The sequence below is a fragment of the Staphylococcus arlettae genome (genome assembly GCF_025560845.1).
Taxonomy (GTDB): domain Bacteria; phylum Bacillota; class Bacilli; order Staphylococcales; family Staphylococcaceae; genus Staphylococcus; species Staphylococcus arlettae.
Window position 1 is genome coordinate 400,483 of sequence record NZ_CP094803.1, and the last position, 24,058, is coordinate 424,540.

24 protein-coding genes are annotated in these 24,058 nt (G+C 34.3%); 11 read left to right on the forward strand and 13 right to left on the reverse strand.

Annotated elements, in window-relative coordinates; all coding sequences use genetic code 11:
* Positions 1–37 precede the first annotated feature (37 nt).
* From MUA37_RS01805 to MUA37_RS01815, 3 genes are all read right to left on the reverse strand, one after another.
* Entirely contained in the window at positions 38–460 is a 423-nt protein-coding gene (locus MUA37_RS01805) for a universal stress protein (RefSeq protein ID WP_262624779.1), read from the reverse strand.
* A gap of 168 nt (positions 461–628) precedes the next feature.
* Positions 629–805, reverse strand: a complete 177-nt coding sequence (locus tag MUA37_RS01810; RefSeq protein WP_002508824.1) for a hypothetical protein — start codon at positions 803–805, stop codon at positions 629–631.
* Between the two features lie 218 nt (positions 806–1,023).
* Positions 1,024–2,091, reverse strand: a complete 1,068-nt coding sequence (locus MUA37_RS01815; RefSeq protein ID WP_262624780.1) for a quinone-dependent dihydroorotate dehydrogenase — start codon at positions 2,089–2,091, stop codon at positions 1,024–1,026.
* A 198-nt stretch (positions 2,092–2,289) separates the two neighbouring features.
* Between MUA37_RS01815 and MUA37_RS01820 the strand changes: the two genes are divergently transcribed.
* Positions 2,290–3,150, forward strand: coding sequence for a fructosamine kinase family protein (locus MUA37_RS01820; protein WP_142019343.1), 861 nt, complete (start codon positions 2,290–2,292; stop codon positions 3,148–3,150).
* Positions 3,151–3,195: 45 nt separating this feature from the next.
* On the opposite strand, the gene MUA37_RS01825 is transcribed toward MUA37_RS01820, so the two are convergent.
* On the reverse strand, positions 3,196–3,426 hold the full coding sequence (locus MUA37_RS01825) for a DUF896 domain-containing protein (RefSeq protein ID WP_002508821.1): 231 nt from the start codon (positions 3,424–3,426) through the stop codon (positions 3,196–3,198).
* Positions 3,410–4,381, reverse strand: coding sequence for an LLM class oxidoreductase (locus tag MUA37_RS01830; RefSeq protein WP_142019344.1), 972 nt, complete (start codon positions 4,379–4,381; stop codon positions 3,410–3,412). The genes MUA37_RS01825 and MUA37_RS01830 overlap by 17 nt, the downstream gene beginning before the upstream one ends.
* A 267-nt stretch (positions 4,382–4,648) precedes the next feature.
* Here MUA37_RS01830 and MUA37_RS01835 point away from each other — a divergent pair, with 267 nt between their 5' ends.
* Positions 4,649–5,401, forward strand: a complete 753-nt coding sequence (locus MUA37_RS01835; protein ID WP_142019345.1) for a trypsin-like serine peptidase — start codon at positions 4,649–4,651, stop codon at positions 5,399–5,401.
* 253 nt (positions 5,402–5,654) lie between these two features.
* On the opposite strand, the gene MUA37_RS01840 is transcribed toward MUA37_RS01835, so the two are convergent.
* Both MUA37_RS01840 and MUA37_RS01845 read right to left on the reverse strand, forming a co-directional pair.
* Positions 5,655–6,221: a TetR/AcrR family transcriptional regulator gene (locus tag MUA37_RS01840; RefSeq protein ID WP_002508818.1), complete on the reverse strand. Its 567-nt coding sequence runs from the start codon at positions 6,219–6,221 to the stop codon at positions 5,655–5,657.
* Between the two features lie 95 nt (positions 6,222–6,316).
* Positions 6,317–7,276, reverse strand: coding sequence for a DMT family transporter (locus MUA37_RS01845; protein WP_002508817.1), 960 nt, complete (start codon positions 7,274–7,276; stop codon positions 6,317–6,319).
* A gap of 275 nt (positions 7,277–7,551) precedes the next feature.
* Here MUA37_RS01845 and MUA37_RS01850 point away from each other — a divergent pair, with 275 nt between their 5' ends.
* From MUA37_RS01850 to MUA37_RS01860, 3 genes are all read left to right on the forward strand, one after another.
* Entirely contained in the window at positions 7,552–8,916 is a 1,365-nt protein-coding gene (locus tag MUA37_RS01850; RefSeq protein WP_142019347.1) for an amino acid permease, read from the forward strand.
* 36 nt (positions 8,917–8,952) lie between these two features.
* A complete protein-coding gene (locus MUA37_RS01855) occupies positions 8,953–9,891 on the forward strand; it encodes a nucleoside hydrolase (protein WP_002508815.1) in 939 nt (312 codons plus the stop codon).
* 158 nt (positions 9,892–10,049) lie between these two features.
* Complete coding sequence (locus MUA37_RS01860) at positions 10,050–10,631, forward strand: M23 family metallopeptidase (protein ID WP_002508814.1); 582 nt, start codon at positions 10,050–10,052, stop codon at positions 10,629–10,631.
* Positions 10,632–10,641: 10 nt separating this feature from the next.
* Here the strand turns inward: MUA37_RS01860 and MUA37_RS01865 are convergent, their stop codons facing one another.
* Both MUA37_RS01865 and MUA37_RS01870 read right to left on the reverse strand, forming a co-directional pair.
* Positions 10,642–11,292 carry a DNA-3-methyladenine glycosylase family protein gene (locus tag MUA37_RS01865; protein ID WP_002508813.1) on the reverse strand — a complete coding sequence of 217 codons (651 nt, stop codon included), beginning with the start codon at positions 11,290–11,292 and terminating at the stop codon, positions 10,642–10,644.
* Positions 11,289–11,657 carry a DUF488 domain-containing protein gene (locus MUA37_RS01870; protein ID WP_002508812.1) on the reverse strand — a complete coding sequence of 123 codons (369 nt, stop codon included), beginning with the start codon at positions 11,655–11,657 and terminating at the stop codon, positions 11,289–11,291. Before MUA37_RS01870 ends, MUA37_RS01865 begins: the two co-directional genes overlap by 4 nt.
* A 170-nt stretch (positions 11,658–11,827) precedes the next feature.
* Here MUA37_RS01870 and MUA37_RS01875 point away from each other — a divergent pair, with 170 nt between their 5' ends.
* Positions 11,828–12,244: a 6-pyruvoyl trahydropterin synthase family protein gene (locus MUA37_RS01875; protein ID WP_002508811.1), complete on the forward strand. Its 417-nt coding sequence runs from the start codon at positions 11,828–11,830 to the stop codon at positions 12,242–12,244.
* Positions 12,245–12,376: 132 nt separating this feature from the next.
* Positions 12,377–13,420 carry a PTS sugar transporter subunit IIC gene (locus MUA37_RS01880; protein WP_002508810.1) on the forward strand — a complete coding sequence of 348 codons (1,044 nt, stop codon included), beginning with the start codon at positions 12,377–12,379 and terminating at the stop codon, positions 13,418–13,420.
* A gap of 69 nt (positions 13,421–13,489) precedes the next feature.
* On the opposite strand, the gene MUA37_RS01885 is transcribed toward MUA37_RS01880, so the two are convergent.
* Positions 13,490–13,768, reverse strand: a complete 279-nt coding sequence (locus tag MUA37_RS01885) for a hypothetical protein (RefSeq protein ID WP_002508809.1) — start codon at positions 13,766–13,768, stop codon at positions 13,490–13,492.
* A gap of 550 nt (positions 13,769–14,318) precedes the next feature.
* Here MUA37_RS01885 and MUA37_RS01890 point away from each other — a divergent pair.
* Complete coding sequence (locus tag MUA37_RS01890) at positions 14,319–15,065, forward strand: aggregation-promoting factor C-terminal-like domain-containing protein (protein WP_262624781.1); 747 nt, start codon at positions 14,319–14,321, stop codon at positions 15,063–15,065.
* Positions 15,066–15,221: 156 nt separating this feature from the next.
* A complete protein-coding gene (locus MUA37_RS01895) occupies positions 15,222–16,379 on the forward strand; it encodes an aminotransferase class I/II-fold pyridoxal phosphate-dependent enzyme (RefSeq protein WP_262624782.1) in 1,158 nt (385 codons plus the stop codon).
* A gap of 164 nt (positions 16,380–16,543) precedes the next feature.
* On the opposite strand, the gene copZ is transcribed toward MUA37_RS01895, so the two are convergent.
* The 3 genes from copZ to MUA37_RS01910 form a co-directional block, all read right to left on the reverse strand.
* The gene (gene copZ, locus MUA37_RS01900) at positions 16,544–16,750 is read right to left on the reverse strand and encodes a copper chaperone CopZ (protein ID WP_002508806.1); all 207 of its coding nucleotides are present in this window, start codon (positions 16,748–16,750) and stop codon (positions 16,544–16,546) included.
* A gap of 29 nt (positions 16,751–16,779) precedes the next feature.
* Positions 16,780–19,164: a heavy metal translocating P-type ATPase gene (locus MUA37_RS01905; RefSeq protein ID WP_002508805.1), complete on the reverse strand. Its 2,385-nt coding sequence runs from the start codon at positions 19,162–19,164 to the stop codon at positions 16,780–16,782.
* A gap of 198 nt (positions 19,165–19,362) precedes the next feature.
* Positions 19,363–20,754, reverse strand: coding sequence for a SulP family inorganic anion transporter (locus tag MUA37_RS01910; protein ID WP_172604838.1), 1,392 nt, complete (start codon positions 20,752–20,754; stop codon positions 19,363–19,365).
* 242 nt (positions 20,755–20,996) lie between these two features.
* On the opposite strand from MUA37_RS01910, the gene MUA37_RS01915 reads away from it, so the two are divergent.
* Both MUA37_RS01915 and MUA37_RS01920 read left to right on the forward strand, forming a co-directional pair.
* On the forward strand, positions 20,997–21,758 hold the full coding sequence (locus MUA37_RS01915; RefSeq protein WP_002508803.1) for an ABC transporter ATP-binding protein: 762 nt from the start codon (positions 20,997–20,999) through the stop codon (positions 21,756–21,758).
* On the forward strand, positions 21,748–23,637 hold the full coding sequence (locus tag MUA37_RS01920) for an FtsX-like permease family protein (protein WP_002508802.1): 1,890 nt from the start codon (positions 21,748–21,750) through the stop codon (positions 23,635–23,637). The genes MUA37_RS01915 and MUA37_RS01920 overlap by 11 nt, the downstream gene beginning before the upstream one ends.
* Positions 23,638–24,058 lie beyond the last annotated feature (421 nt).

Here is a 24,058-nt window from a genome sequence, read left to right on the forward strand (position 1 = left end):
ATAGGAAGGAGATCTGTAAAAATTGAGTTTTTTTATGTTATTTAATTATTAATACAGGTATCTCTGCGCTGTTAGCAATTTTATGTGTGACATTGCCAAGTACATTACCTAAATTCGCTCTATCTCGTTTATTACTCATTACAATAATGTCATAGGCAGAATCTTTAATTTCTTTTAGTAGAGTTTGTTTAATAGGCCCAGAACTGAATTTTACGTTAACATTAACACCGGTAGCTTCTAACTCATCGATAAATGGGTGTAATTGCTGCTCTTTTTCTTCGGCAATATCCTCTAAGTGTTTATTATTGTAACGTACCGAACTTTGTAATTCCGCTTCGGATATTACATTGTATATCGTTACAGAAACATTGTCTCTTCCTGCAGCTAAGCTTTCAATTTCTTTTGGCACATTTGTAAATGAGTTGTCAAAGTCATATGCTAATAAAATATTATTATACATAGTCATTGCCTCCTTTTACTTGTTAATACCCTATTAAAAAGATTCTAATGTTTCAAATTTGAAATCATACAGGATATAAAGTTTATCTAACAATTATCTACATTGGAAAATAGTATAGAAAAAGGCATGTGGTATTGACGGGTAGTTACTCTGCTTGTGAGGCTTAAGTTATTCGATGTTACTTTTTAATTTGTTATCCATATCATTGGCAACGTATTCGAGTAATTGAGCAATTTCTGTTTCATCCATTTCAGGTGCTGCTTTAACTTTAATTATTAAGCCCAAATTTGTGCGAACATGAAATGTTGGTTTATTATCTTCAGTAGTTTTTCTTAAAATCTCCATTAAAATCACTCCTGCTTATCAAATTTACGTAGTTATAAAGGAGAGGTCTGCTAACTAACGTTAGGTGGCATCGTAAAAATAGTTTGTGAGAATAAAAGTATCAATATAAAGTCATTTTACCACTTTTTGTATATGCATAATAGTTTCATGAATTATATAACAATAACTTTAAAAAAAGTACACTTGAGGTAGGAGTTATCTCAAGTGTACGGGGGCGCTTACTGTGCATCTAAACCAACAAGTTCTTGAATGTTATGATAGTCATTTTGCTTTAAATAGTTAGCTACAGCTTTATTCATTTTTTTAGTAAGTGTCGGACCTTCAAAAATAAGAGAACTATAAATTTGCACGAGTGATGCGCCATTTCGCATCATTCGAATAACATCATCAGCAGTAAAGATGCCACCAGTGCCAATAATAGGAAAATCACCGTTCGTCTGTTGGTAAGTCCATTTAATCAATGCTAAATTACGTTCAAATAGGGGTTTGCCACTTAAACCGCCAGTTTCTTTTTGGTTGACAGAAGCAAGTGCTTCACGTCGTTGTGTAGTGTTAGCCAAGATGATACCGTCAAACGTATCAACGATTATTGGTAAAATTTGTGCTAATTCGGATGTTGAAATATCTGACGTTAGTTTTATGAAAATAGGCTGTTTAATGTTCTGTGTAGTTTGAAATTTTGTTAATGTATTACACAGCACAGTAAACTCATCTTTATCGTGAAAGTTTTGCAAGTTTGCTGTGTTTGGTGAACTGATATTCACAGTGAAAAAAGTAGCATCAAATTTAAAAGTATCAATTACTTTTAAATAATCTTGATAGCGTTCCTCATAAGGTGTTGTTTTGTTTACGCCTATATTGATACCAATGGGACTGTGATACGCATATTTACGTAAGTTACTTAATGCTTTATTCATACCAATATTATTAAAGCCCATGCGATTGATTATGGCTTGGTCATCAATTAAGCGATACATACGTGGTTTAGGATTACCAGGTTGGGGTTTAGGTGTAATGCCACCTAATTCCAATGCACCAAATCCGGCCATTTCTAAGACTTTAGGGACTTCACATGACTTATCAAAGCCCGCAGCTAAACCAATAGGATTACTAAAGTTTACACCAGCAATGTGTTGCTGAAGAGAATCGTGTTGATAATCAAAACAGCTTTTGACTGCTGCTAATAATTTAGTATGTTTTTGGATGAATTTTAAAGCATTGATGGTCATGCCATGTGCTTGTTCTGGATCAATGTTAAAGATAAGTGGTTTTAGTAGTTTGTACATGATATACGCTCCAATAGATTAAGATTAATGTTGAAAAATAGAATGTTAGTATTACGATGAATAAATAAAGTTATTATTATTTTACAATAGAGTAATGATTTAAATAAAGGTTAAACGTGAAATACATTTATATAGATTGATAATCCAAAAAGCATATTGAACATCAATATATGTAATTTTAAAGAAAGTTGGGGTACGATGGATAAACACTGGATAGAACAGTTGAAGATAACAGATATAGAGTCAGTGACACCTATGAGTGGTGGTGATGTCAATGAGGCATACAAAGTTGATACTAGGACTGAACAATACTTTTTACTTGTACAACGTAATAGCAGTGCAGACTTTTATGCGGCAGAAATAGCTGGACTTAAACAGTTTGAAGCAGCTGGTATTCAGGCTCCGGTGGTCATTGATTATGGTCAAATAACAGGTGATGCTTATTTAGTATTAAGTTTTCTGGAAGAAGGAATGGAAGGCCAACAAAGCGAGTTGGCCAGATTAGTAGCCAAAATGCATCAAAATAAACAACCAGATGGTCAATTTGGTTTTGATTTACCGTATCAAGGAGGAGATATTTCTTTTGATAATACTTGGTCTACACAATGGCGTGATATTTTTGTGAAGCAACGTTTAGACCCACTTAAAGCAGCGTTAGTAGAGAAAGGGATGTGGCAAACAACTGATATTGAACAATATGACAAAGTCAGAGCCATTATCAATCAAAGTTTAGCAGACCATCACAGTGAACCATCACTTTTGCATGGTGATTTGTGGGGGGGCAATCACATGTTTTTAACAGATGGTTCACCAGCATTATTTGATCCTGCACCATTATATGGTGATAGAGAGTTTGATATTGGTATTACTATGGTATTTGGTGCGTTTAATCAGGATTTTTATGAAACATATCAACAAGTATTGCCCTTAGCTTCTGGCGCAGAACAACGCTTAGAATTTTATAAGCTCTATTTATTAATGGTACATTTGTTGAAATTTGGAGGTATCTACGCCAACAGTGTTGAACGTAGTATGTACAAAATTATGCAAGAAAAATAATGTAATAAAAAAGACTGGGCATAGAGACCAGTCTTTTTTGAGTAGTTATAAATCCAACGTATCCATTTCTTTGCGCAATTGATACACTTTATCAGGTGTTACATCTTCACCTAATGGATCTACTACTTTTAATGTTGAAAACGTATTAACAACTTGTCCTCTAATCATTTTCAAATATTCTTGTCTTAAATGATGTTGCTCGCTTTTTTCTGCAGTTGTTAGTGTAGTTACTTTTTCTTTATTTGCTAAAGCATTGATTCTATCTAATAATTCCATGTTTGTGTTCCTCCTGTATTGAATGTGGTAAGAAATAGGGAATAACATGTTCACCTATTTCCAAAATCATATCTTCATAAGTTCGATTATAATTAACGAAATGAAGCATAATATGGTTTGTTCCTATTTTTTCATATTGTTTTAACATTTGTAATAACGTATTACGTCCTAAATGATAGCCGCCTTTAATAGGTTTTAAAAGTGCATTAGGATTACTATCTAAGTCAATGGCTAAAGGATGCATAAATGGTTTGAAGTGTGTTGAATCATGCCATTCAGCGAGTAATGCTTTTTGTTGTTGGAATGCTTGTGGATAGAACATCCAACCATCCATATGCTTTTTAATCCACGTCATCGTTTGTTGTGCATATCCAGTAGCAAACATTGGAATATGTCGGTGTTTGGGTAGCACTTGCAATCCACTTTCTTCATATAGGGAAAATAAATCGTTATCGATGTGTGGTGAATGACTCTGCCACATTGACTGTAATGAGTCGATTGTTTGTTGAAAAGTTGTACTTAACTGGTCGCTATCAATGTCAAAGGCAGGAAATTCAAATTTTCTATCACCTGTAGCCATACCTAGTAACAGCCGTTCATTCGATATTAAATCTAATGATGTTGTTGCTTTAGCTAGATGGATAGGATGACGTAACGTTGCTACAATACTTGAAGTACCTAAAGCAATATTAGTTGTATGTGTACTTAAATACGTTAAAAAGACAAATGGGTCATAATTTGTCGTTACGTCTCCCAGATGTGGGCTATATAATGGGTTGTCTCTAACAAATAAACTACTAAAGCCGACATCATCAGCTAGACTAGCTAATCGTGCTTGTGTTGCAAAAGCATACGCATCATGAGTTGCATTGTCAAATGGCACAATTAGTCCTAACGTTAACTTCTGTGGCTGAAAAGTACGCTGAAATGTCTCGTGTTCTTCTGCTAATGTCACGTCATTACCTCCAATCTAATAAAATTAAACAACAACCATTAACTAAATAACATCTGTTGTTTAATTGGTATTATAGCACCTTTCTTGAAAAAAACAAACGACATGAATTATAAAAAGTTGTCTAAACAACAAAGTGTTAAATGCGTTGAAAAGATAAAAATTAGCATAAATTATTTGTTTTTAATTTAGTTTGATTACCAGCAAATGTTTGAATAATAATAAAATAAAATATAAATTGAACATGCAGGTCAATTTTAAGGAGGAATTATGATTTTGAGAAAATTTATTACACGAATCGTGTCAATCACCATAATGTCATTAGCACTTGTTTCTGGAAATTTTGTATCTCAGGCACAATCTACTTCTTATCCGATTAACCAAGGCGATCAAGAGAATAAACAAGAAGTCATATTACCTAATAACGATCGACATCAAGTAGAAAATACTACGAGTGGTCATTATCAGTCGATAGGCTTTGCTGATTTAGGTCAAAACATAGCTACAGGCGTAGTAATAGGTGAAAATACAGTGCTGACAAACAAACATGTTGTGAACTTATCAAATGGCAACATGAAGTTTTCACCTGCAGCTACAGATGCCTCTACATATCCTCAAGGAACATTTGAAGAAAAAAGTGCTGAACCCTATCCAGGTAATGCAGATTTAGCAGTGGTACACTTTGAACCAAATGACAGTGGCCAACACGTAGGAGATGTTGTGCAGCCAGCAACAATAGGGGATGCAACACAAGCCCAAGAAGGCTCTGAAGTAACAATAACTGGTTATCCTGGAGATAAAGAATTAGCAACGATGTGGGAAAGTAACGGTAAAATCATGTCTAATGGTAATGGAGATATGACATATGATGCGAGTACTTATGGTGGTAATTCTGGTTCAGGTGTCTTCAATAGCAGTAACGAATTGATAGGTATCCATTATGGCGGCGTTGAAGGTGAAAGTAACAATGCGGTGCCACTATCAGGTGATGTCTTAAACTTTGTTAATGAACATAATCAATAATGTAGAAAAGATAATTGAATAGTTGAATTATACCCAGGACTGATTTCGACTTATTTATGGAATCAGTCCTTTTTATAATACTGTCATATGATTTAAGCGTTATTTCCCAGGTTATTGTTCAAACACACAGGGTGACACAGCGTCAGCTGAAAATCATAATTTGCTGAGCTACAGCATAAAAAAACTTCAAAGCAGTTTATGAAAGGAATCTACTTTGAAGGATGGTTATGAATATTTGTTCAGTAGTTGACTACTATTTAAGAATTTTTTGAGTTAGAAAGGGTAAAGATTTTTCGATATATACTTGTGGTGACTCATTACTTGTATAAAACCAGTGATGAGCAACACCATATAAGCCCCATGATAAAAAACGTGCACTTGTAGCTAACGTCTCACGGCTTTCACTAGGATGTTGTTGTTCAATTAAAGATAAAAAGATATCTTCTAATTCTTCTTTAATACGCTTTTCGACTATCTTACCATAGGCTTCACTGTTTAATTTACACTCTTCATGCGTGCTTTGAATATAACTTGTAATCGTAATAAATATATTGCAAAGTGTGTCATGATTGAGCTCTGATGAAACATTAAGTGTACTGTTTAAATTTTTCAAAATTGTTTCCGACAAAGTATAATCCATAATATCGTATTTATCTATAAAATGAGCATAAAATGTTGCTCGATTGACCGTTGCTTCATCAGTGATATCTTTCACAGTCATGGTGTGTAATTCTTTTTCTTTGGCTATTTTTCTGAAAGCATCCATCAATAACTTTTTAGTTCTAATAATACGTGGATCTATATATTCGGTAGTTGTCATTTACAGTCGCTCCTTGAATATAGAAGTTAATTAAATTATGTTTATTTCAACAATCATTGTCAATGTAAGAGATTTATGTAGGTAAATACCACTATTTAGCTGTCTGCTTGTTTTTCTTGTATTAATCCGTTAGACATACTATAAATAATGATACCAAACATAATTATAATAATACCAATAATACTAAGTGGCGTTGGAAGTGCGATGCCGAGTAACAACATTTCTCCAATTAAAGTGAAAACAATTTCCATAGCTTGAGTCGATTCGACGGCAGCTAGTTTTGCTTGGTTATGTTTCACTAGATTAGTAGCATAAAAGAATAAAAATGTCGCAATTATGCCTGAAAAGATTGCTACAATAAATGATTGTAGTGTTTGTGATGGTGATGGTAATCCGTGTGATGAGACGCCTAGCACAAAAATAACAAGCCAAATAGGCAGTGTTACTAATGTCATACCGTAGATTCGTTCAAAAGTAGATAATTGATTATCTACTAACACCATCATTTTTCTATTCCCTAAAGGATAACAAAAGCCTGCAATAACTAAAGGTACTACTGATAATAAGAAAGTCGTAAATTTAATAGAAGTTGCGTTGGGAATTTGTACCAGAATTACACCGACAATCATAATGCTGGAAATAGCTACTGAACGCCACGAGATACGTTCACGTATCAAAATTGTTTGATTACGGTAATTAACTTGTTCGTAAAATAATGGTGCTAATAATAAACCACAAATAATAGTTAATTGCCAAGTAGATGAAATCAACCAGCCAGGACTATAATCTGCAACAAATGTTATAGGAACGTAAAAACAGACGAAACCAAAGGTACTCCATATTATCCATGCACCAAGATTTTGGCGTATATGACGATGCACATGACGGTGACGTTGGTGTATAGCGACAAAAATAAGAAGCAAAGGAAACATAAATATATAACGCAATGACGCGCTAAACATCCAAGAGCCACTATTATTGGACATTACATGATTTAATATAAAGGTAAATGAAAAAAATAATGCTCCTAAAACCCCAATTAAGATAGCTTTCATTAAAACACCTCGTTAATTATATTATTATTTTAAATTTATCATTTTATTCACTAATTGCAATAAATGTTTAATAAATAAATAATATGGTTTGAATACAAATAAACAACTACTTTTTTAAATACTAAAAATAAAATTTATGAAGGCGTTTTCAAAAATTAAAAAAAGGGAATAATATTTTATATTAACTGTTCAAAGGTAAGAATAGTTATAGGGGTATGAAGTGTGAGGTAAAATCATAATGATTTTATCTGTCTATTGTTACAAGGGGGAAAACAATGGAAACAAAATTACATAGAGAGTTAAGTAATCGTCATATTCAGTTAATTGCGATAGGTGGAGCAATTGGTACAGGATTATTTTTAGGGGCAGGTCAATCCATTCATTTAGCTGGTCCATCTATATTGTTAACCTATATAATTGTTGGCTTTATCTTATTTATGTTTATGCGAGCAATGGGTGAAATGTTATTATCCAACACGAAATTTAATTCATTTGCAGACATAACTAATGAATATGTTGGACCACTTGCTGGTTTTATCACTGGGTGGACATATTGGTTAACTTGGACTGTATCAGGTATGGCTGAAGTTACAGCTGTTGCTAAATATGTGTCGTTTTGGGTGCCACAAATACCTAATTGGATCACAGCTTTAGCTTGTATTTTATTATTATTAGCGTTTAACTTACTAAGTACTCGAATGTTTGGAGAATTAGAATTTTGGTTTGCGATTATCAAAGTAGTTACTATTATCGCTTTAATAGTAGTAGGTATTGTAATGGTGGTAATGGCAGTAAAAACACCATATGGTCAAGCGAGTGTTAGTAATATTTATAGTCATGGCGGTCTGTTTCCGAATGGAGCTTCAGGTTTTTTAATGTCTTTCCAGATGGCCATATTTTCATTTGTAGGTATTGAATTGATTGGTATTACAGCAGGTGAAACTAAAAATCCACATAAAACCATACCACAGGCAATAAATAATGTACCATTTCGTATTTTAATTTTTTACATTGGCGCGTTAGCTGTTATTATTTCTATTATTCCATGGAATGAGTTGAATTCTAATGACAGTCCTTTTGTAAGATTATTTGCGCTGATTGGCATTCCTTTTGCAGCGGGTATTATAAATTTCGTTGTTTTAACGGCTGCTGCTTCTGCATGTAATAGTGGCATCTTTTCTAATAGTCGAACGCTGTTTGGTTTAGCTGATAGAAAGCAAGCACCTGAAAGGTTAGGTATAACAAATCGTAAAGGTATACCAATGAATGCACTACTTGTTTCATGTGCGTGTTTATCTATTGCGGTCTTACTAAACTATTTTATCCCTAATGCAACAGCAGTGTTTGTATATATCAGTACAGTTTCCACAGTATTGAATATAGTAATTTGGACGTTAATCACCTTAGCATATTATAGATATGCTAAAAAGTATCCACAATTACATGCACAAAGTAACTATAAACTACCTGGTGGTAAGATAATGGCGCTTAGTATTATCGTCTTTTTTGCGTTTATATTTTGCGTATTATTTATTAATCCAAGCACACGTATTGGCGTTATTTTAGCCCCTTTATGGTTTGTTATTATCACATTATTTTATTTCAAACAACGACACAAATTAAAACAAAATAAGTTGTAACATAGCAATTTATTGAAAAATATAGAGGTGAGTATAATGAGTGAAAAAATTATTATGGATTGTGACCCAGGACATGATGATGCCATTGCTATGATCTTAGCAGGCGCTCGAACAAGTCACTTGGAAATTTTAGCTGTGACTACCGTATCTGGTAATCAAGCAGTGAGTAAAAATACACGTAATGCATTGAATGTGTTAGATATTATGGGCAAAGGAGAAATTCCAGTTTCTATGGGTGCATCACGACCATTGATTAAGGAGCCATCATTTGCAGAAGAAATTCATGGTGTAACTGGTTTAGACGGTCCTAAGTTACCTGAAACACCACGCCACCATGCTACACCACATCATGCTGCAGATGTTATCATTGATGCTGTTAAAAATAGTGATGAGCCAGTCACAATTGTAGCCACGGGACCATTGACTAATATTGCGACGGCATTAATTCGAGATGCTAAAATAGTACAAAATATCAAATCAATCACTATAATGGGTGGAGGTACTTTCGGCAATTGGACGCCCACAGCTGAATTTAATATTTGGGCCGATGCTGAAGCGGCGCAACGCGTGTTTAATTGTGGAGCGAGAATTAATGTGTTTGGATTAGATGTAACACATCAAGTACTTGCTACAGATGATATTATTCAACGTTTTGCGCTGATTAATAATGATGTCGCAGGCTTTGTAGTTGAGTTACTGAAATTCTTTAAGTCTACGTATAAAACACACTTTGACATGGATGGCGGTCCTATTCACGATGCATGTGCAATTTTATATTTGATTAAACCAGAATTGTTCAAAATGCAACATACGCATATTGCTATTGAACATCATTCCGCACTCACATATGGTACGATGTCTGTCGATTTGAATAATGTAACTGATGGGGAAAAGAATGCTTATTTTGCTGTAGATGTTAATGTTGAGGCCATTTGGCAAGTGATGGAGCAATTATTAGCAGATTATAACTTGTAAAACCCTTTACCGTAAGTCGTGATTACTACTTACGGTTTTTTTAATACTTTATTCCAACTAAAGTATGAGTGGGATTTGAGGACTATTAACTAGCATTGCAAAGCTATAATAAGTATACTTAATGACCACAGAAATTTTAAGAAAGGTGATTTATCAACTTGAAAAATCGTATTAACGCTATAGTTATATTTCTGTTGTTTTTAATTCCTTTATTTACAGTCATTTATTATTTTGAGCCAATTAAACATTGGATAGAGGATGTGAATGAAAAATATACTGTGACAGAAACAGGACAAGATTCAGAATCACAGCAATTTTTCAATTTTAGTAGAGAAACTGAGAATTTTGGTGAATACGAACGCAGTGATTTTGGAAATAACGCAAAACATTATGGTATAGATTATCATTTGGCAGAAGATACACCAGTAAAAGCTGTAACACATGGTACAGTTACGCGTTTATTTGATAATGAGTTTGGCGGTAAAGTGTTACAAATCACTGAAAGTAATGGCAATTATTATCAATGGTATATGCATCTAAATGATTATAAAGTCAAAGAAGGAGATACGGTAAAACCGGGGCAAGTTATTGCACTTTCAGGTAATACTGGTAAACAAACTACAGGACCACACTTACATTTTCAAAGAATGCAAGGCGGTATAGGCAATGATTACGCAGAAGACCCTAAAAACTATATAGAGCAACTACCAGAAGGTGAACGTAGTTTATATGATGCATAATTGTGACATATTAAAGTACATCAATATGATCATATTCTAAGTACCCGCGTCGGATGGCTTCCCATAAATAAAGCGCACCTATTGTTTGGCACCCAGTCCATCGTTGATTACATTGTTTTAAAGTTTCAGCTTTAGTTGTATTTGTTGGTTGATATAACCATTGAGCTGCACGTTGCAAACCGACATCTTTCACAGGAAGAATATCTATTCGGTGTAAGGTGAATATAAGATATATTTCCGCAGTCCATTGACCTATACCTTTCACTTGTGTCAAGTTGCGAGTGACTGCTGTGTTCGATAAATAAGGTAGCTTTTGGAAATCTATGTTACCAGCTTGCACATGCTCTAATAGTGCTATAATGCACTGCGTTTTCGCTCGTGATAATCCTAGTTCTTGTAGTTTTGTAGCTGATAACTTAGATAATGATGCTATTGACCAATCATCATTCACTGTCTCAGTTAAGCGTTGAAAAATCGTTTGTGCTAACTTTACAGTGATTTGTTGACCGATGATTGAGCGTATTATAGATTTTAGCGGACTTGGTCGCTTAGGAAATGTAATTGGTCCGATGTGTTTTATCAGTTTTGCCAGTTGCGCATCTTGTGTTATTAGTTGTTTAATACAAGGATGAGACAATTCAATCATATTTGAAGTTGTCATTGTGATAACCTCTCTTCTAAAAATGAACGTAATACTACAGCGTGATTATAAGTTTCATCTTTTGCCCCATACAGTAATAACAAATCATTGTTATTGTTTTTTAAGATGTCTTGAATGTTTTGGACTTCTGTTTTTTGAGCATCATTGGATTCTAGTTCCTTGAGATAAGAAGCTTTAAATTCTTCAAATTTATTTGGATCATGGTTAAACCATTTACGTAATGTAGGAGATGGGGCGATATCTTTTAACCAATAGTCTAAATTAGCATTTTCTTTTGATACACCACGTGGCCACACACGATCCACTAAGATACGAATGCCTTTAGATTGTTGTTTAGCATAGATTCTTTCGCATTTTATATGCATTTTTAAAACCTCCATGTAAGTAATAGTAATTGTCGCTCTTAACTGAATATAATATCTAGTATGTTAATTTCCTTCTTTAGTATGTTTTAATCATCGTAGTTAGTCTTGAAATTTACTATTTTGTATTTTGGGTATAGATATTATAAAGAAATAAAAGGAAGTGTTTTAACATGAATAAATTTAACAATGTTCAACCACCTAAACAATTTCAATATAAAAATCAGTCTGTTCGCATTAAAAATTATTATGAATTTAAATGTGATAATCGTATCTACTTTTCTCAAACGAAGCATATAGATTTAGCCATGCACACTTACAAGTTCGATATAGAAATCTTATCTCCAATTGACGATTATGGTTTAGCTTTAGATTTTAATGTAGTAGATAAAATTTATAAACAATATTTAGCACCGTATTTAGATAAACAATTACTCAATGAAACATTACCCGAGATGAATACGACTGCTGAAAATATTGCATTTTGGATTTGGGAACAATTTGAGCTTAACTTGCCAACTGGTAATACGTTGAAAAAACTTAATTTTTACGAAAACGCGACTCAAGGTTTAGTGTTAACAAATGAGTAAATACAATTATAGATTTTTTAGTAGACAAACACTCTATCAAATGTAGTATAGAGTTAGTTAAAATAAATATTCTGAAAATTCAGAATGTATGTTATATTGATAGGTACATTTCATAATTTGGAGGTACCACACATGATTAAAGTCAGTCCTAAACAATTTTTATATAATGTACTTTCTGGGGTAGCTATTGCTATTATTGCGGGGTTAATACCTAATGCGATATTAGGCGAATTATTTAAAGTATTAGCACCTAAACATGAAATTTTTCAAATGTTATTACAAGTTGTGCAAGGCATTCAATTTACAGTGCCGTTATTAGTAGGTGCTTTAATAGCCATGCGTTTCCAACTGACGCCTCTGTCTACTGCTGTGGTTGCAAGTTCTGCTTTTGTAGGGAGTGGCGTAGCACAATTTAAAAATGGAGCAGTACTCTTAGTAGGGGTAGGAGATTTAATAAATACTATGCTTACTGCAGCAATTGCAGTGTTTTTTATATTAGTTATTGGGGAACGCTTTGGTAGTTTGACATTAATAATTATGCCGACATTTGTTGGTGTTATTGCTAGTTTTATAGGTTTGATTATTTTGCCTTATGTGCAATTAATAACTACAGGCATTGGAAATCTCGTCAATACATTTACTGATTTACAACCAATACTCATGTCCATACTTATAGCTATGGTATTTAGTTTTCTTATTATTTCACCTATTTCCACAGTAGCTACAGCATTAGCTATAGGCATAAGTGGTGTTGCAGCAGGTTCAGCTTCTCTAGGTATCGTAGCCTGTGAAGCAGCGCTAGTTGCAGGAACAATAAAGATCAACCGAGCAGGTGTGCCACTGACTATATTTTTAGGTGGCGTTAAAATGATGATACCTAACATGGTAAGGCATCCAATTATTTTATTACCAATCTTTACCACCGCTATTCTAACTGGTTTTGTTGGTGGATTGTTAGGGATTGAAGGAACAAAAGAATCTGCGGGCTTTGGAATTGTAGGTATGGTAGGACCTATAACATCCTTTAGATTGATGGATGGTTCACCATTATTAAATTTAATAACTGTCATCTTAGTATTTTTAGTGATACCTTTTATTATTGGTTTTGTAATTAATACTTTATATATGAAGGTTTTGAAATTATATAGTAGAGATATTTTTAAATTTTTAGCTTAGTGATTTGAGCATACAAATAGGGAAGTAACGTGAAGACGTTACTTCCCTGTTATCGTTTGGCAGAGTGTTTTAATGATTCATACGGCGTAGTACTTCATTTTGGAGTGCAAGTAAAGAATTGTTGAATTTAGTATTGTCATTTTCTCCCGCACTAGTAATGAGTAGATCTACAAGCTCTGTATTAGATTTTTGTCTGAATATAGCTTCATATTGGTTTCGTTTGTGCTTGTCAATTTGATAATATTGATCAGCACCTAAACCGCCTTCGTCTATCATTACAGAAATACTATTAGAGCGTGTTTCATTGTTTTTGTCTACTTTGATTAAATCTTTTTCATGAGCAACCATGTTAATCCCTCCCAAATATATCGTTATTCGTTTAACTAACAGGAAGTGCCAACTCGCGTTTATACCAAAGGAAACGTTTTCTCACTATTAGTGTAATATTACTGGTGCGAAAATACAATACTATTGCTTGGAATTTTGTGAATCTTGCTTTGACTTACAGAAAAATTAGTAGATAGCTTAATAATTAGAGCAAAATTAGCGTCAGAAATATTACAAGAATGTAACAGAGTGAGACGTTGTAATTTTTCTGACAATAAATAAATTAGATTTGTAGTCATTTCAATGCTATTGTGACAAGTTTGATTGAAGTGCTGGAAATGCTATTCTGTCAGGCGATTGTTATTCAAAGTAACAATTAGTAAATGATGTCATACAATGAACATGTTTTGTAAACGATTTGTTATTTGAGTGTAATACAAATTTGCTGGATTTATGGTATATTAATTCTTGTCGAAAAACAAATCGTTAAAAAATTGAAATTAGCACATACGAAATTTATAAACTTAAAATAGAGTTTTACGAAACAAAATATTGGAGGATTTATTTTATTATGAAAAAGACAGTTTTAGCATCATCATTAGCAGTAGCATTAGGTGTAACAGGATATGCAGCGAACAGCAACCAAGCTGACGCTTCTGAACAAAATATTGATAAAGCTCATTTAGCTGAGTTAGCATTAAGCAATGCTCAAGAATTAAATGAAAAACCAGTACATTCTGGTTCATATGACTATGACTTTAACTACAATGGTCATTCATTCAACTTCGAATCAAATGGTACTACTTGGACTTGGAGCTATGACGGTGGATCTTCAGCTCAAACATCAACAGATGTACAAGCACCTCAAGTACAAGCTTCAAGCCAATCTAACGCTTCAGTAGAAGCTCCTAAAGCAGTAGAAGCTCCTAAAGCTGAAACAACTAACGAAGTTCAAACAGAACAAACAAGTGCTTCAACTTCAGTTAAAACTGAAAGTGCTCCAGCACAAACAACTACAAAAACTTCAACTTCAGCAAGCACAAGCTCTTCATCAGCTTCAACTGGTGGATCAACTAAAGCTCAATTCTTAGCTGCTGGTGGTACAGAAGCTATGTGGAATACAATCGTAATGCCTGAATCAAGCGGTAACCCAAATGCTGTTAACGAATTAGGATACAGAGGTTTAGGTCAAACTAAAGAATCTTGGGGAACTGGTTCAGTTGCTGAACAAACTAAAGGTATGATCAACTACGCTAACGAACGTTATGGTTCAGTAGAAGCTGCGTTAGACTTCCGTTCTTCAAACAACTGGTGGTAAAATTTACCTCAGTATAAAGCTAAAGACTACTCAATTGAGTAGTCTTTTTTTAGTATTAATATGTTAGAATATTCAGATAAGTAAAAAGTAAGATGTATTGAACTTCATCACTATATCGGCACATTTCTGATATAAAGATACATAGGGGGAGTAATAATGGCAATGTCTGACAGATTAGCACAAATACCCGATAGTTATTTTGGTAAAACGATGGGACAAAAAGTGACACATGGCCCTTTACCATTGATTAATTTAGCTGTAGGTATTCCAGATGGTGATACACCTGATGGAATCGTTAATAAATTTATCAAAGCAGTGCAAGAACCAGAGAATCAAAAATATGTAGCATTTCATGGTAAAGAGAGTTTGAAACAAGCGATCGTTGATTTTTATCAACGTCATTATGGTGTAGCATTAGATGCCAATACAGAAGTGTGTATTTTATATGGTACTAAAAATGGCTTAGTAGCTTTGCCAACTGCTATTGTAAATCCAGGGGAATATGTATTATTGCCAGACCCAGGTTATGCTGATTATTTAGCGGGTGTCCAGTTAGCTGATGTCATCCCTAAAAAGTTGAATTTAACAGCACCTGATTATTTACCAAAATGGCAACAAATATCACAAGATGTGTTGTTAAACACGCGGTTAGTATATTTAACTTACCCTAATAATCCAACGGGGTCGGTTGCTACGCTCGAGGTGTTTAAAGAAGCAGTTACGCAATTTCAGAATACCAAAACTAAAATTGTACATGATTTTGCTTATAGTGCGTTTGGTTTTGATAGTAAAAATCCTAGTATATTACAAGTAGACGGTGCAAAAGAGTTAGCAGTGGAAATATATTCTCTTTCTAAAGGCTATAATATGTCAGGTTTTCGGGTAGGTTTCGCCGTAGGAAATAAGGATATTATTCAAGCTTTGAAAAAATATCAATCACATACACATGCTGGCATGTTTGGTGCGTTACAAGATACAGCTAGTTACGCGCTCAATCATTATGATGCATTTTTAGAACAACAAAATAATAAATTCCGACAACGACGTGATGATATCACACGTGCATTAGCTGACGTTGACATACCATTTGAACCAATGAGGGGTGGCATATTTTTATGGTTGAAAACACCTCCACACTTTGACGGAGAAGGATTTGTAGAATATTTGTTACAGGAACAATCTATTTTGGTTGCACCGGGTTTTCCATTTGGGGACAATGGTCATCACTATGTACGTATGTCTTTGGCAATTGATGATGAACAGTTAGCCGTGGCAATACAACGATTGCAAAGTATCGCACATTTATATCATTAAAAAGAGAGTGGGACAATATTGATTTGTCCCACTCTATTTTTGTATTGGCAGTAGCTGACATCATTGAAAATGCGCTTTAAACCGAGCTTTTTTCAACGCTAGTCATCCTTGCCGGGGTGGGACGACGAAATCATTTATTCAAAATCAGATTTCTGTCCCACTCCCTATTGGACATCATAACCTTGATCTTCAATTGCAGATTTCATATCTGTGACTTCAACTTGGTCGTTATCATAATCAACTTGGACATTACCAGCTGTTAAGTCAACTTTCGCAGTTGAGACACCAGATAATTTTGTTAATGCGCCTTCTACAGCTTGTTTACAATGGTCACAACTCATACCTTCAACTTGAATTGTTTCAGTTGTCATATGAATCACCTCCTTTTAATAGCATACTGCTATAATTTCATGCGTTTCAAACGTAAAGCATTGGTTACGACACTGACTGAACTTAAGGCCATTGCTGCGCCAGCAACCCATGGAGCTAATAATCCTAGAGCAGCAATTGGTATGCCTGCAACATTATAACCGAAAGCCCAAAACAGATTTTGGCGTATATTACGTATTGTAGCCTTACTTGTATAGAGTGCTTTTGGTAAGAGTAATAAATCGCCACCTAAAATTGTAATATCAGCAGCTTCTATTGCCACTTCGGTACCTGTACCAATAGCAATACCTATATCAGCTGTTACTAAGGCAGGTGCATCATTAATTCCATCGCCAACCATTGCTACTTTTTTATTTTGTTGTTGCAGTGACTCGATGACTGCTGCTTTTTCTTCAGGTACGACGTCAGCAATAACTGTATCAATGCCCACTTGTTGTGCTATAGCGTGTGCAGTACGTTGATTATCACCAGTTAACATTACGACCTCGATATTTTGTTGATGTAGTAACTCAATCGCTTGTTGTGCTGTAGCTTTCACTGTATCAGCGACTGCGATTAAGCCACTATATTCTTTGTTAATTGCAATAAGCATAGTTGTTTTACCGGCATCTTCATAATTTTGCATAGTGTTATTAGCCATTGAAATATCTACGTCATACTGATCCATTAATTGACGATTGCCAATGAGAATAGTATGGTTGTCGACTGTAGCGACAATGCCTTTGCCAGGCAATGCTTCGAACGTCTCAGGTTGTGATAATGTTATTTCGTGCTGTTGAGCATAAGTGACTATTGCTTCAGCTAATGGATGTTCGGAGCCCTGTTCAGCACTGGCCAATAATTGTAATGTAGTATTTGAACCAGTAAAATCAGTTACTTCAGGTGTTCCTTTTGTAATTGTGCCTGTTTTGTCTAAGACGATGGTATTGATATTATGAGTATGCTCAATATAAGAACCACCCTTAAATAATATACCATGTTCTGCTGCTTTTCCTGTGCCTACCATGATTGAAGTTGGTGTAGCTAAACCTAAGGCACATGGACAAGCGATTACTAAAACTGCAATAGATGCAACTAGAGCATGTTCGATTTGTCCAACTTGTACTAAAGTGATCCATACGATAAATGTTAGTATAGCAATCGCTACTACAATGGGTACAAAATAACCGGAAATAGTGTCTGCTAGGCGTTGAATAGGTGCTTTAGAGCCTTGTGCTTGTTCGACCACTTGTACTATAGAAGATAGCGCTGTATCTTTGCCTACTTTCGTTGCTTCCATAGTAATGACACCATTTTTATTCATAGTGGAACCTATGACTTCATCATTTTCAAATTTAGTTACTGGCATAGATTCACCTGTAATCATTGAAGTGTCAATAGAAGTAGTACCTTTAATCACAAGTCCATCGACAGGTATTTTTTCTCCTGGTTTAACAATAAGATGATCGCCAACAACAACTTCTTTTAATGGGATCATTTGCGTAGTACCATTACGAATTACGCGTGCTTCTTTAGCTTGTAAATTTAACAATGTACTTAAAGCATTAGTCGTTTGAGATTTAGCACGTGCTTCTAAATATTTACCTAATAAGATAAGCGTGATCAATACTGCACTTGTTTCAAAATAAAGATGTGGTGTGATTTGTGGTTGGACAATCCATTTTATAGTTTCAAATAGACTATAGAAGTAAGCAGCACTTGTACCTAATGCTACTAATACATCCATGTTAGCCGAACCACTACGTAAACTTTTGTAGGCACCTATATAAAATTGCCAACCAATACCAAATTGTACAATAGTAGCTAAGGTTAATTGAAAGTATGGATTCATTAAGATGGCGGGCATTGGCAAATTAAATAAATGAACAAACATGGTCAAGAGTAGTGGTAACGAGAGTATGGCTGAAATAATAAGTTTCAATCGTTTACGCTTTAGCTCTTTACTTTTTTGAGAAACTTTATCTCCAGCTGTTGCTTTTAGTTGCGCATCGTACCCGATATTTTGTATACGAGCAATTAACGCTTCTGGCGTAGTGACTTCTGGATTGTACGCAATGTTAGCTTGTTCTGTAGTTAGATTCACATTGGCCTGTGATACACCATCTGTACGATTAAGTATTTTTTCTACACGAGTAGAACAAGCAGCACACGTCATACCTAAAACATCGAGTTCAGTTGTTTCGGTAATTACCCCATAACCAGTATTTTGAACGGTTTCAGTGATAGTTTCGAGTGACGTAGAATTAGGATCATAGTCTACAGTCGCTTTTTCTGTTGTAGGGTTGACCGTTGCAACGACATCAGGCAATTTATTCAAATTTTTTTCTATGCGATTGGCACAAGCAGTACAAGTCATACCGGTAATACCAAACGTAGTTTTATGAGAAGTAGCCATCTCTGAGTTTCCTCCTAATGTGTTATCTTGTCTTCAATATACCCCCTATAGGTATTAAAGTCAAACATTAAATTTAAAAAGAGTAGATGCGCACGGCCTAGTTATATATTAGGTTTCGTGGTTCTACTCTTAGCATACTAGTTATTAAATTTTGTTATTTCAAACAACCACGTTACGAGTAAAGTCATAGTGGAAATCTTAAATTAAATGTTTTTTATTGATGTCGCTTAATGCTGATATAATTTTATGACTATCTTTATTCAAGTGTTGAAGGTATACAGTGTTATGCTTTTTGTTAAACTGTTCAATAAGTGTATCTATGGCATTGACAGCAGAGTCATCCCATAAATGTGCATTCTTAAAATCTAAATAAATTGTTTTATTTGTTACATCAAAATCGAGTTGATTCATTAAAGCATCAATAGAGACAAAAAAGATTTGACCACTAATTGAATAGTAAATCGTATCAGCTGAGTCACTGCGTTTAACTGTAATATTAGAAATTTTTGTGGCAAAGCACAATGCGCTGACAATAACACCAGCTACGACGCCTAAAGCTAGGTTATCTGTAGCTAAGACAATAGCGACAGTTAACAACATCACTACTGCATCTGTACGTGGTGCGTTTTTTATAAAATTGAAAGATTTCCAATTGAAGGTACCTACTGACACCATAACCATTATGCCCGCAAGAATCGGCATAGGAATTTGAATGACCCACTCACCAAAGACTAGTATTAAAATCATTAAAAATACACCAGCTGTAAAAGTAGATAAACGTGTCGTAGCACCAGAACGTACATTAATAACAGATTGACCAATCATAGCACAACCGCCCATGGCACCAAAAAAGCCGGTAATTAAATTAGCAACACCTTGGCCACTAGATTCTCGGTTTTTATTACTAAAACTATCAGTAGCATTGTCTACGATACGTGCAGTTAATAAACTTTCAACTAAGCCCACTATAGCCATGGACAATGAATAAGGAAAAATGATTTTCAACGTTTCAAACGTAAATGGTACATCTGGTATTAAAAAATGTGGTAATGTACGTTTGATATCACCTAAATCATCAACAGTCTTAACATCTGCACCAGTTAACATTGCTGTTATGGTTAATAAAATAATTGCGATTAATGGTGCAGGAATACGTGTGAATACTTGAGGTAACAAATATATAATGAGTAAGGTAATAATGGTAAAGACATAAGTAGCAATAGAAATGCCAAAAATATGTTTGAGTTGTGTAAGGAAAATTAATATTGCTAAAGCATTAACAAAGCCAATCATGACAGAGTTTGGAATAAATTTCATTAAACGTCCGATTTTTAAAATTCCAAATAAAATCTGTAAAATTCCCATTAAAATAGTAGCGGCAAATAAGTAGTTTACACCATAATCTCTTACTAACGGAACAACTACTAAAGCAACAGCACCTGTAGCTGCTGAAATCATTGCTGGTCGTCCACCAACAATAGAAATGACTACTGCAATAATGAATGAGGAATATAAGCCCACCATCGGATCAACGCCGGCGATTATAGAAAAGGATAACGCTTCAGGTATAAGGGCTAAAGCGACAACGATACCAGCTAAATCATTAGTAACGGGGTCAGTTAGCCATTCTCTTTTTAATTAAGATAACATGCTTTTTACTCCTTGATTTGATTTCAATTTAACTATTATATCATAGAGAAAATAGCAACATTAGTGCAGATGTGACAATTTTGTCATTTGAGATAGGTCTTTTGTTAGGTGAATGCAACGAGAAAAAAATTCAATTTCTATACAATAGATTTATCGATAATAACAAAAAAGGAGTGTTTAAGTTGGTATTATTAAATGTCAAAGGACTTACTAAAAATTACGGTAATCGATTTCACCAACAACAAGTGCTAAAAGGATTAGATTTTGCCATTGAAAAAGGTGAATTTGTGTCGATTATGGGCCCATCTGGTTCAGGTAAAACAACATTGTTAAATGTCTTAAGCTCTATAGACTATATTACAAGTGGGACTGTCGAAATAAATGGACATGAGCTTAGCAAAATGAAAAATAAAGAATTAGCAGCATTTCGTAAAAGTGAAGTGGGCTTTATTTTCCAAGATTATAGTGTGTTAAATACGTTAACGGTTAAAGAAAACATAATGTTACCACTGTCTATAAAAAAATTGTCTAAAGAAGAGATGACTCAGAGTTTTAATGAAATTACTGAAGCATTGGGTATTTATGACATTCGCGATAAATATCCGAGTGAAATTTCTGGAGGCCAACAACAGCGTACAGCAGCAGCGCGTGCATTTGTTCATAAACCTGCTATCATTTTCGCAGATGAACCTACTGGAGCACTGGATTCTAAAAGTGCACAAGATTTGTTGTTTAGATTAGAAGAAATGAATAAACAATTTAATGCGACCATTGTAATGGTGACACATGATCCAGTTGCAGCAAGTTATTCGAATCGTGTCATTATGCTAAAAGACGGAAATATTCATTCCGAGTTATACCAAGGGGACGATAATAACAAAGAATTTTATCGAAATATTATTCATATGCAAGCAACCTTAGGTGGTGTCGTGAATGACATTTAATCAAATCATTTTAAAGAACTTTAAGAACAATATACGTTACTACGGTATGTATATATTTTCTTTAATAACAAGTATCGTCTTGTTTTTTAGTTTTGTGACATTAAAGTATACAGAGAGTATTAATAATGAAGATTCTAGTACGATAATTAAAAAAGGTGCAGAAATTGGGGCTAATTTTTTATTCGTCATAATTATTATATTTTTAATGTATGCAAATTACTTATTTATTAAACGTCGCACAAAAGAGTTTGCTATGTACCAATTAATTGGACTAACAAAATATCATTTGTTACGTATTTTATTTTTAGAACAAAGTGTCATGTTTATCTCGACAGGACTTGTTGGAATCTTTATAGGTGTTTTTGGTTCTAAAATTTTATTGATGATCGTTTTAAAAATGTTAGGGATAAGTATAGGCGTATCGATAGGATTTCAATACATGGCAGTTATCCAAACTGCGATTATGCTGTTCATTGCATTTGTTTTAATTTTAGTTCAAAGTTATATATTTATTAAAAAACGTAGTATTTTATCGCTGATGGATGATAAAGCGAAAGCTGATACGACACACAAAAAAATTACTGTCTTAGAAGTAATAGCTGGTGCGTTCGGTATTATTATGATAGCTACAGGTTATTATTTGTCGACAGAAATGTTCTCTAAATTTATTACTCAAGTAGGTATACTTATACCAGGTATTTTAATTTTGACTATAGGCGGGGCGTATTTATTTTTCAGAAGTTCCGTATCGGTTATTTTTAAATCACTGAAACGCTTTAAGCGTGGGCATGTATCTATTACAGATGTGGTGTTTACAGCTTCGATAATGCATCGTATGAAAAAGAATGCTTTATCTCTAACAATTATAGCTACTATTTCAGCTGTCACAGTGACTGTATTATGTTTTAGCGCGATAAATAAAGCGCAAGGTGACGATATGGTTGATATGCAATCACCGCAAGATATTGTTTATAATGACCAACAATCTGCTAAGAAATTAGAAAAACAATTGAATCAACATAATATCGATTATAATATTGCGTATAAAGAAGTTGCTTATGTGCCGATAAAAAAACAAGACGTGTTCAACATTGGTTCGCAAAATGTTAAAACTTCTAATGTTGTCATAACAAGTGACAAGTATTTTAAAGGTATTGAGGCACATGGTCATAAAGGGCAAGTCATCATGCCTAAATCGGCACAAGGTAATTATGACTTTAAACTGGGGCAGGACATTGTTTTCAAAGGTGACAGAGATGTTGCGATTAAATTTAATACAGAAAAAACTATAAACGCTTTTCAATCAACGGTCTCGTTTAATCAACCAGTCTTTTTGCTTAGCGATAACTTGTATCAATCATTAAAATCTTCTGCCGAGGAGACGAATAAACAATATGGTTTTACGATAAAAAATCATGACGATATGACTCAAGCGACAGACTTATCGCAAAGTATTGAACCTAAAATTGAGACACGTGATGCGATTCAAGATCGCGTACATCAATCTATCGGTATATTATTGTTTGTGACATCATTTTTAGGACTGGCTTTTTTAGTAGCATCTGGCTGTATAATTTATATCAAACAGATGGATGAAACCGAGGATGAAATCGAAAATTATCGTATTTTATGTAAAATGGGCTACACGCATCGAGATATGTTACGAGGGTTAAGTCTAAAAGTAATGGTTAATTTTGGTTTACCACTTATCGTTTCATTAGGTCATGCATTCTTTGCAGCTACAGCATTTAATCAAATTATGGGAACACAACAAATGCTGCCAATATACATTGTGATGATAGCTTATTCCATTGTATATTGTATATTTGGCATAATGTCATTTATACATTCTAGTAGAACAGTGAAGCACGCTATTTGAATTTAGCACTTGTAAGTAAAATAAGAAGTGGCATCTTATAGACTGTCGACAAAGTTTCCGACTTTGTTGGCAGTTTTTTTATGCACGCTTTCCGCGGGCACTGCCTCAGCCTGTAGTCTTCGGCTCGTGCTATTGCCGCAGGAGTCGGCGCAAAGCCCTGCCGATATTATAGATAAGTGCTAAGGATTATTAATATCTAAGGCTTATTTACTGATTATAAAACAAGAGGTTACAGACAAAGTTCCCGACTTTGTTGGCAGTTTTTTGCATACTTTCCACGGACACCGCTTTAGACTATAGCCTTCGGTTAGTCCACTTCCCATAATAGTAAGACCTAATCACTTTCGATATTATAATATATAAAAACAAGCCTTGGGCGAACAAGGCGCTGAACCCTTAGAATGAGAACTTAATAAAAACA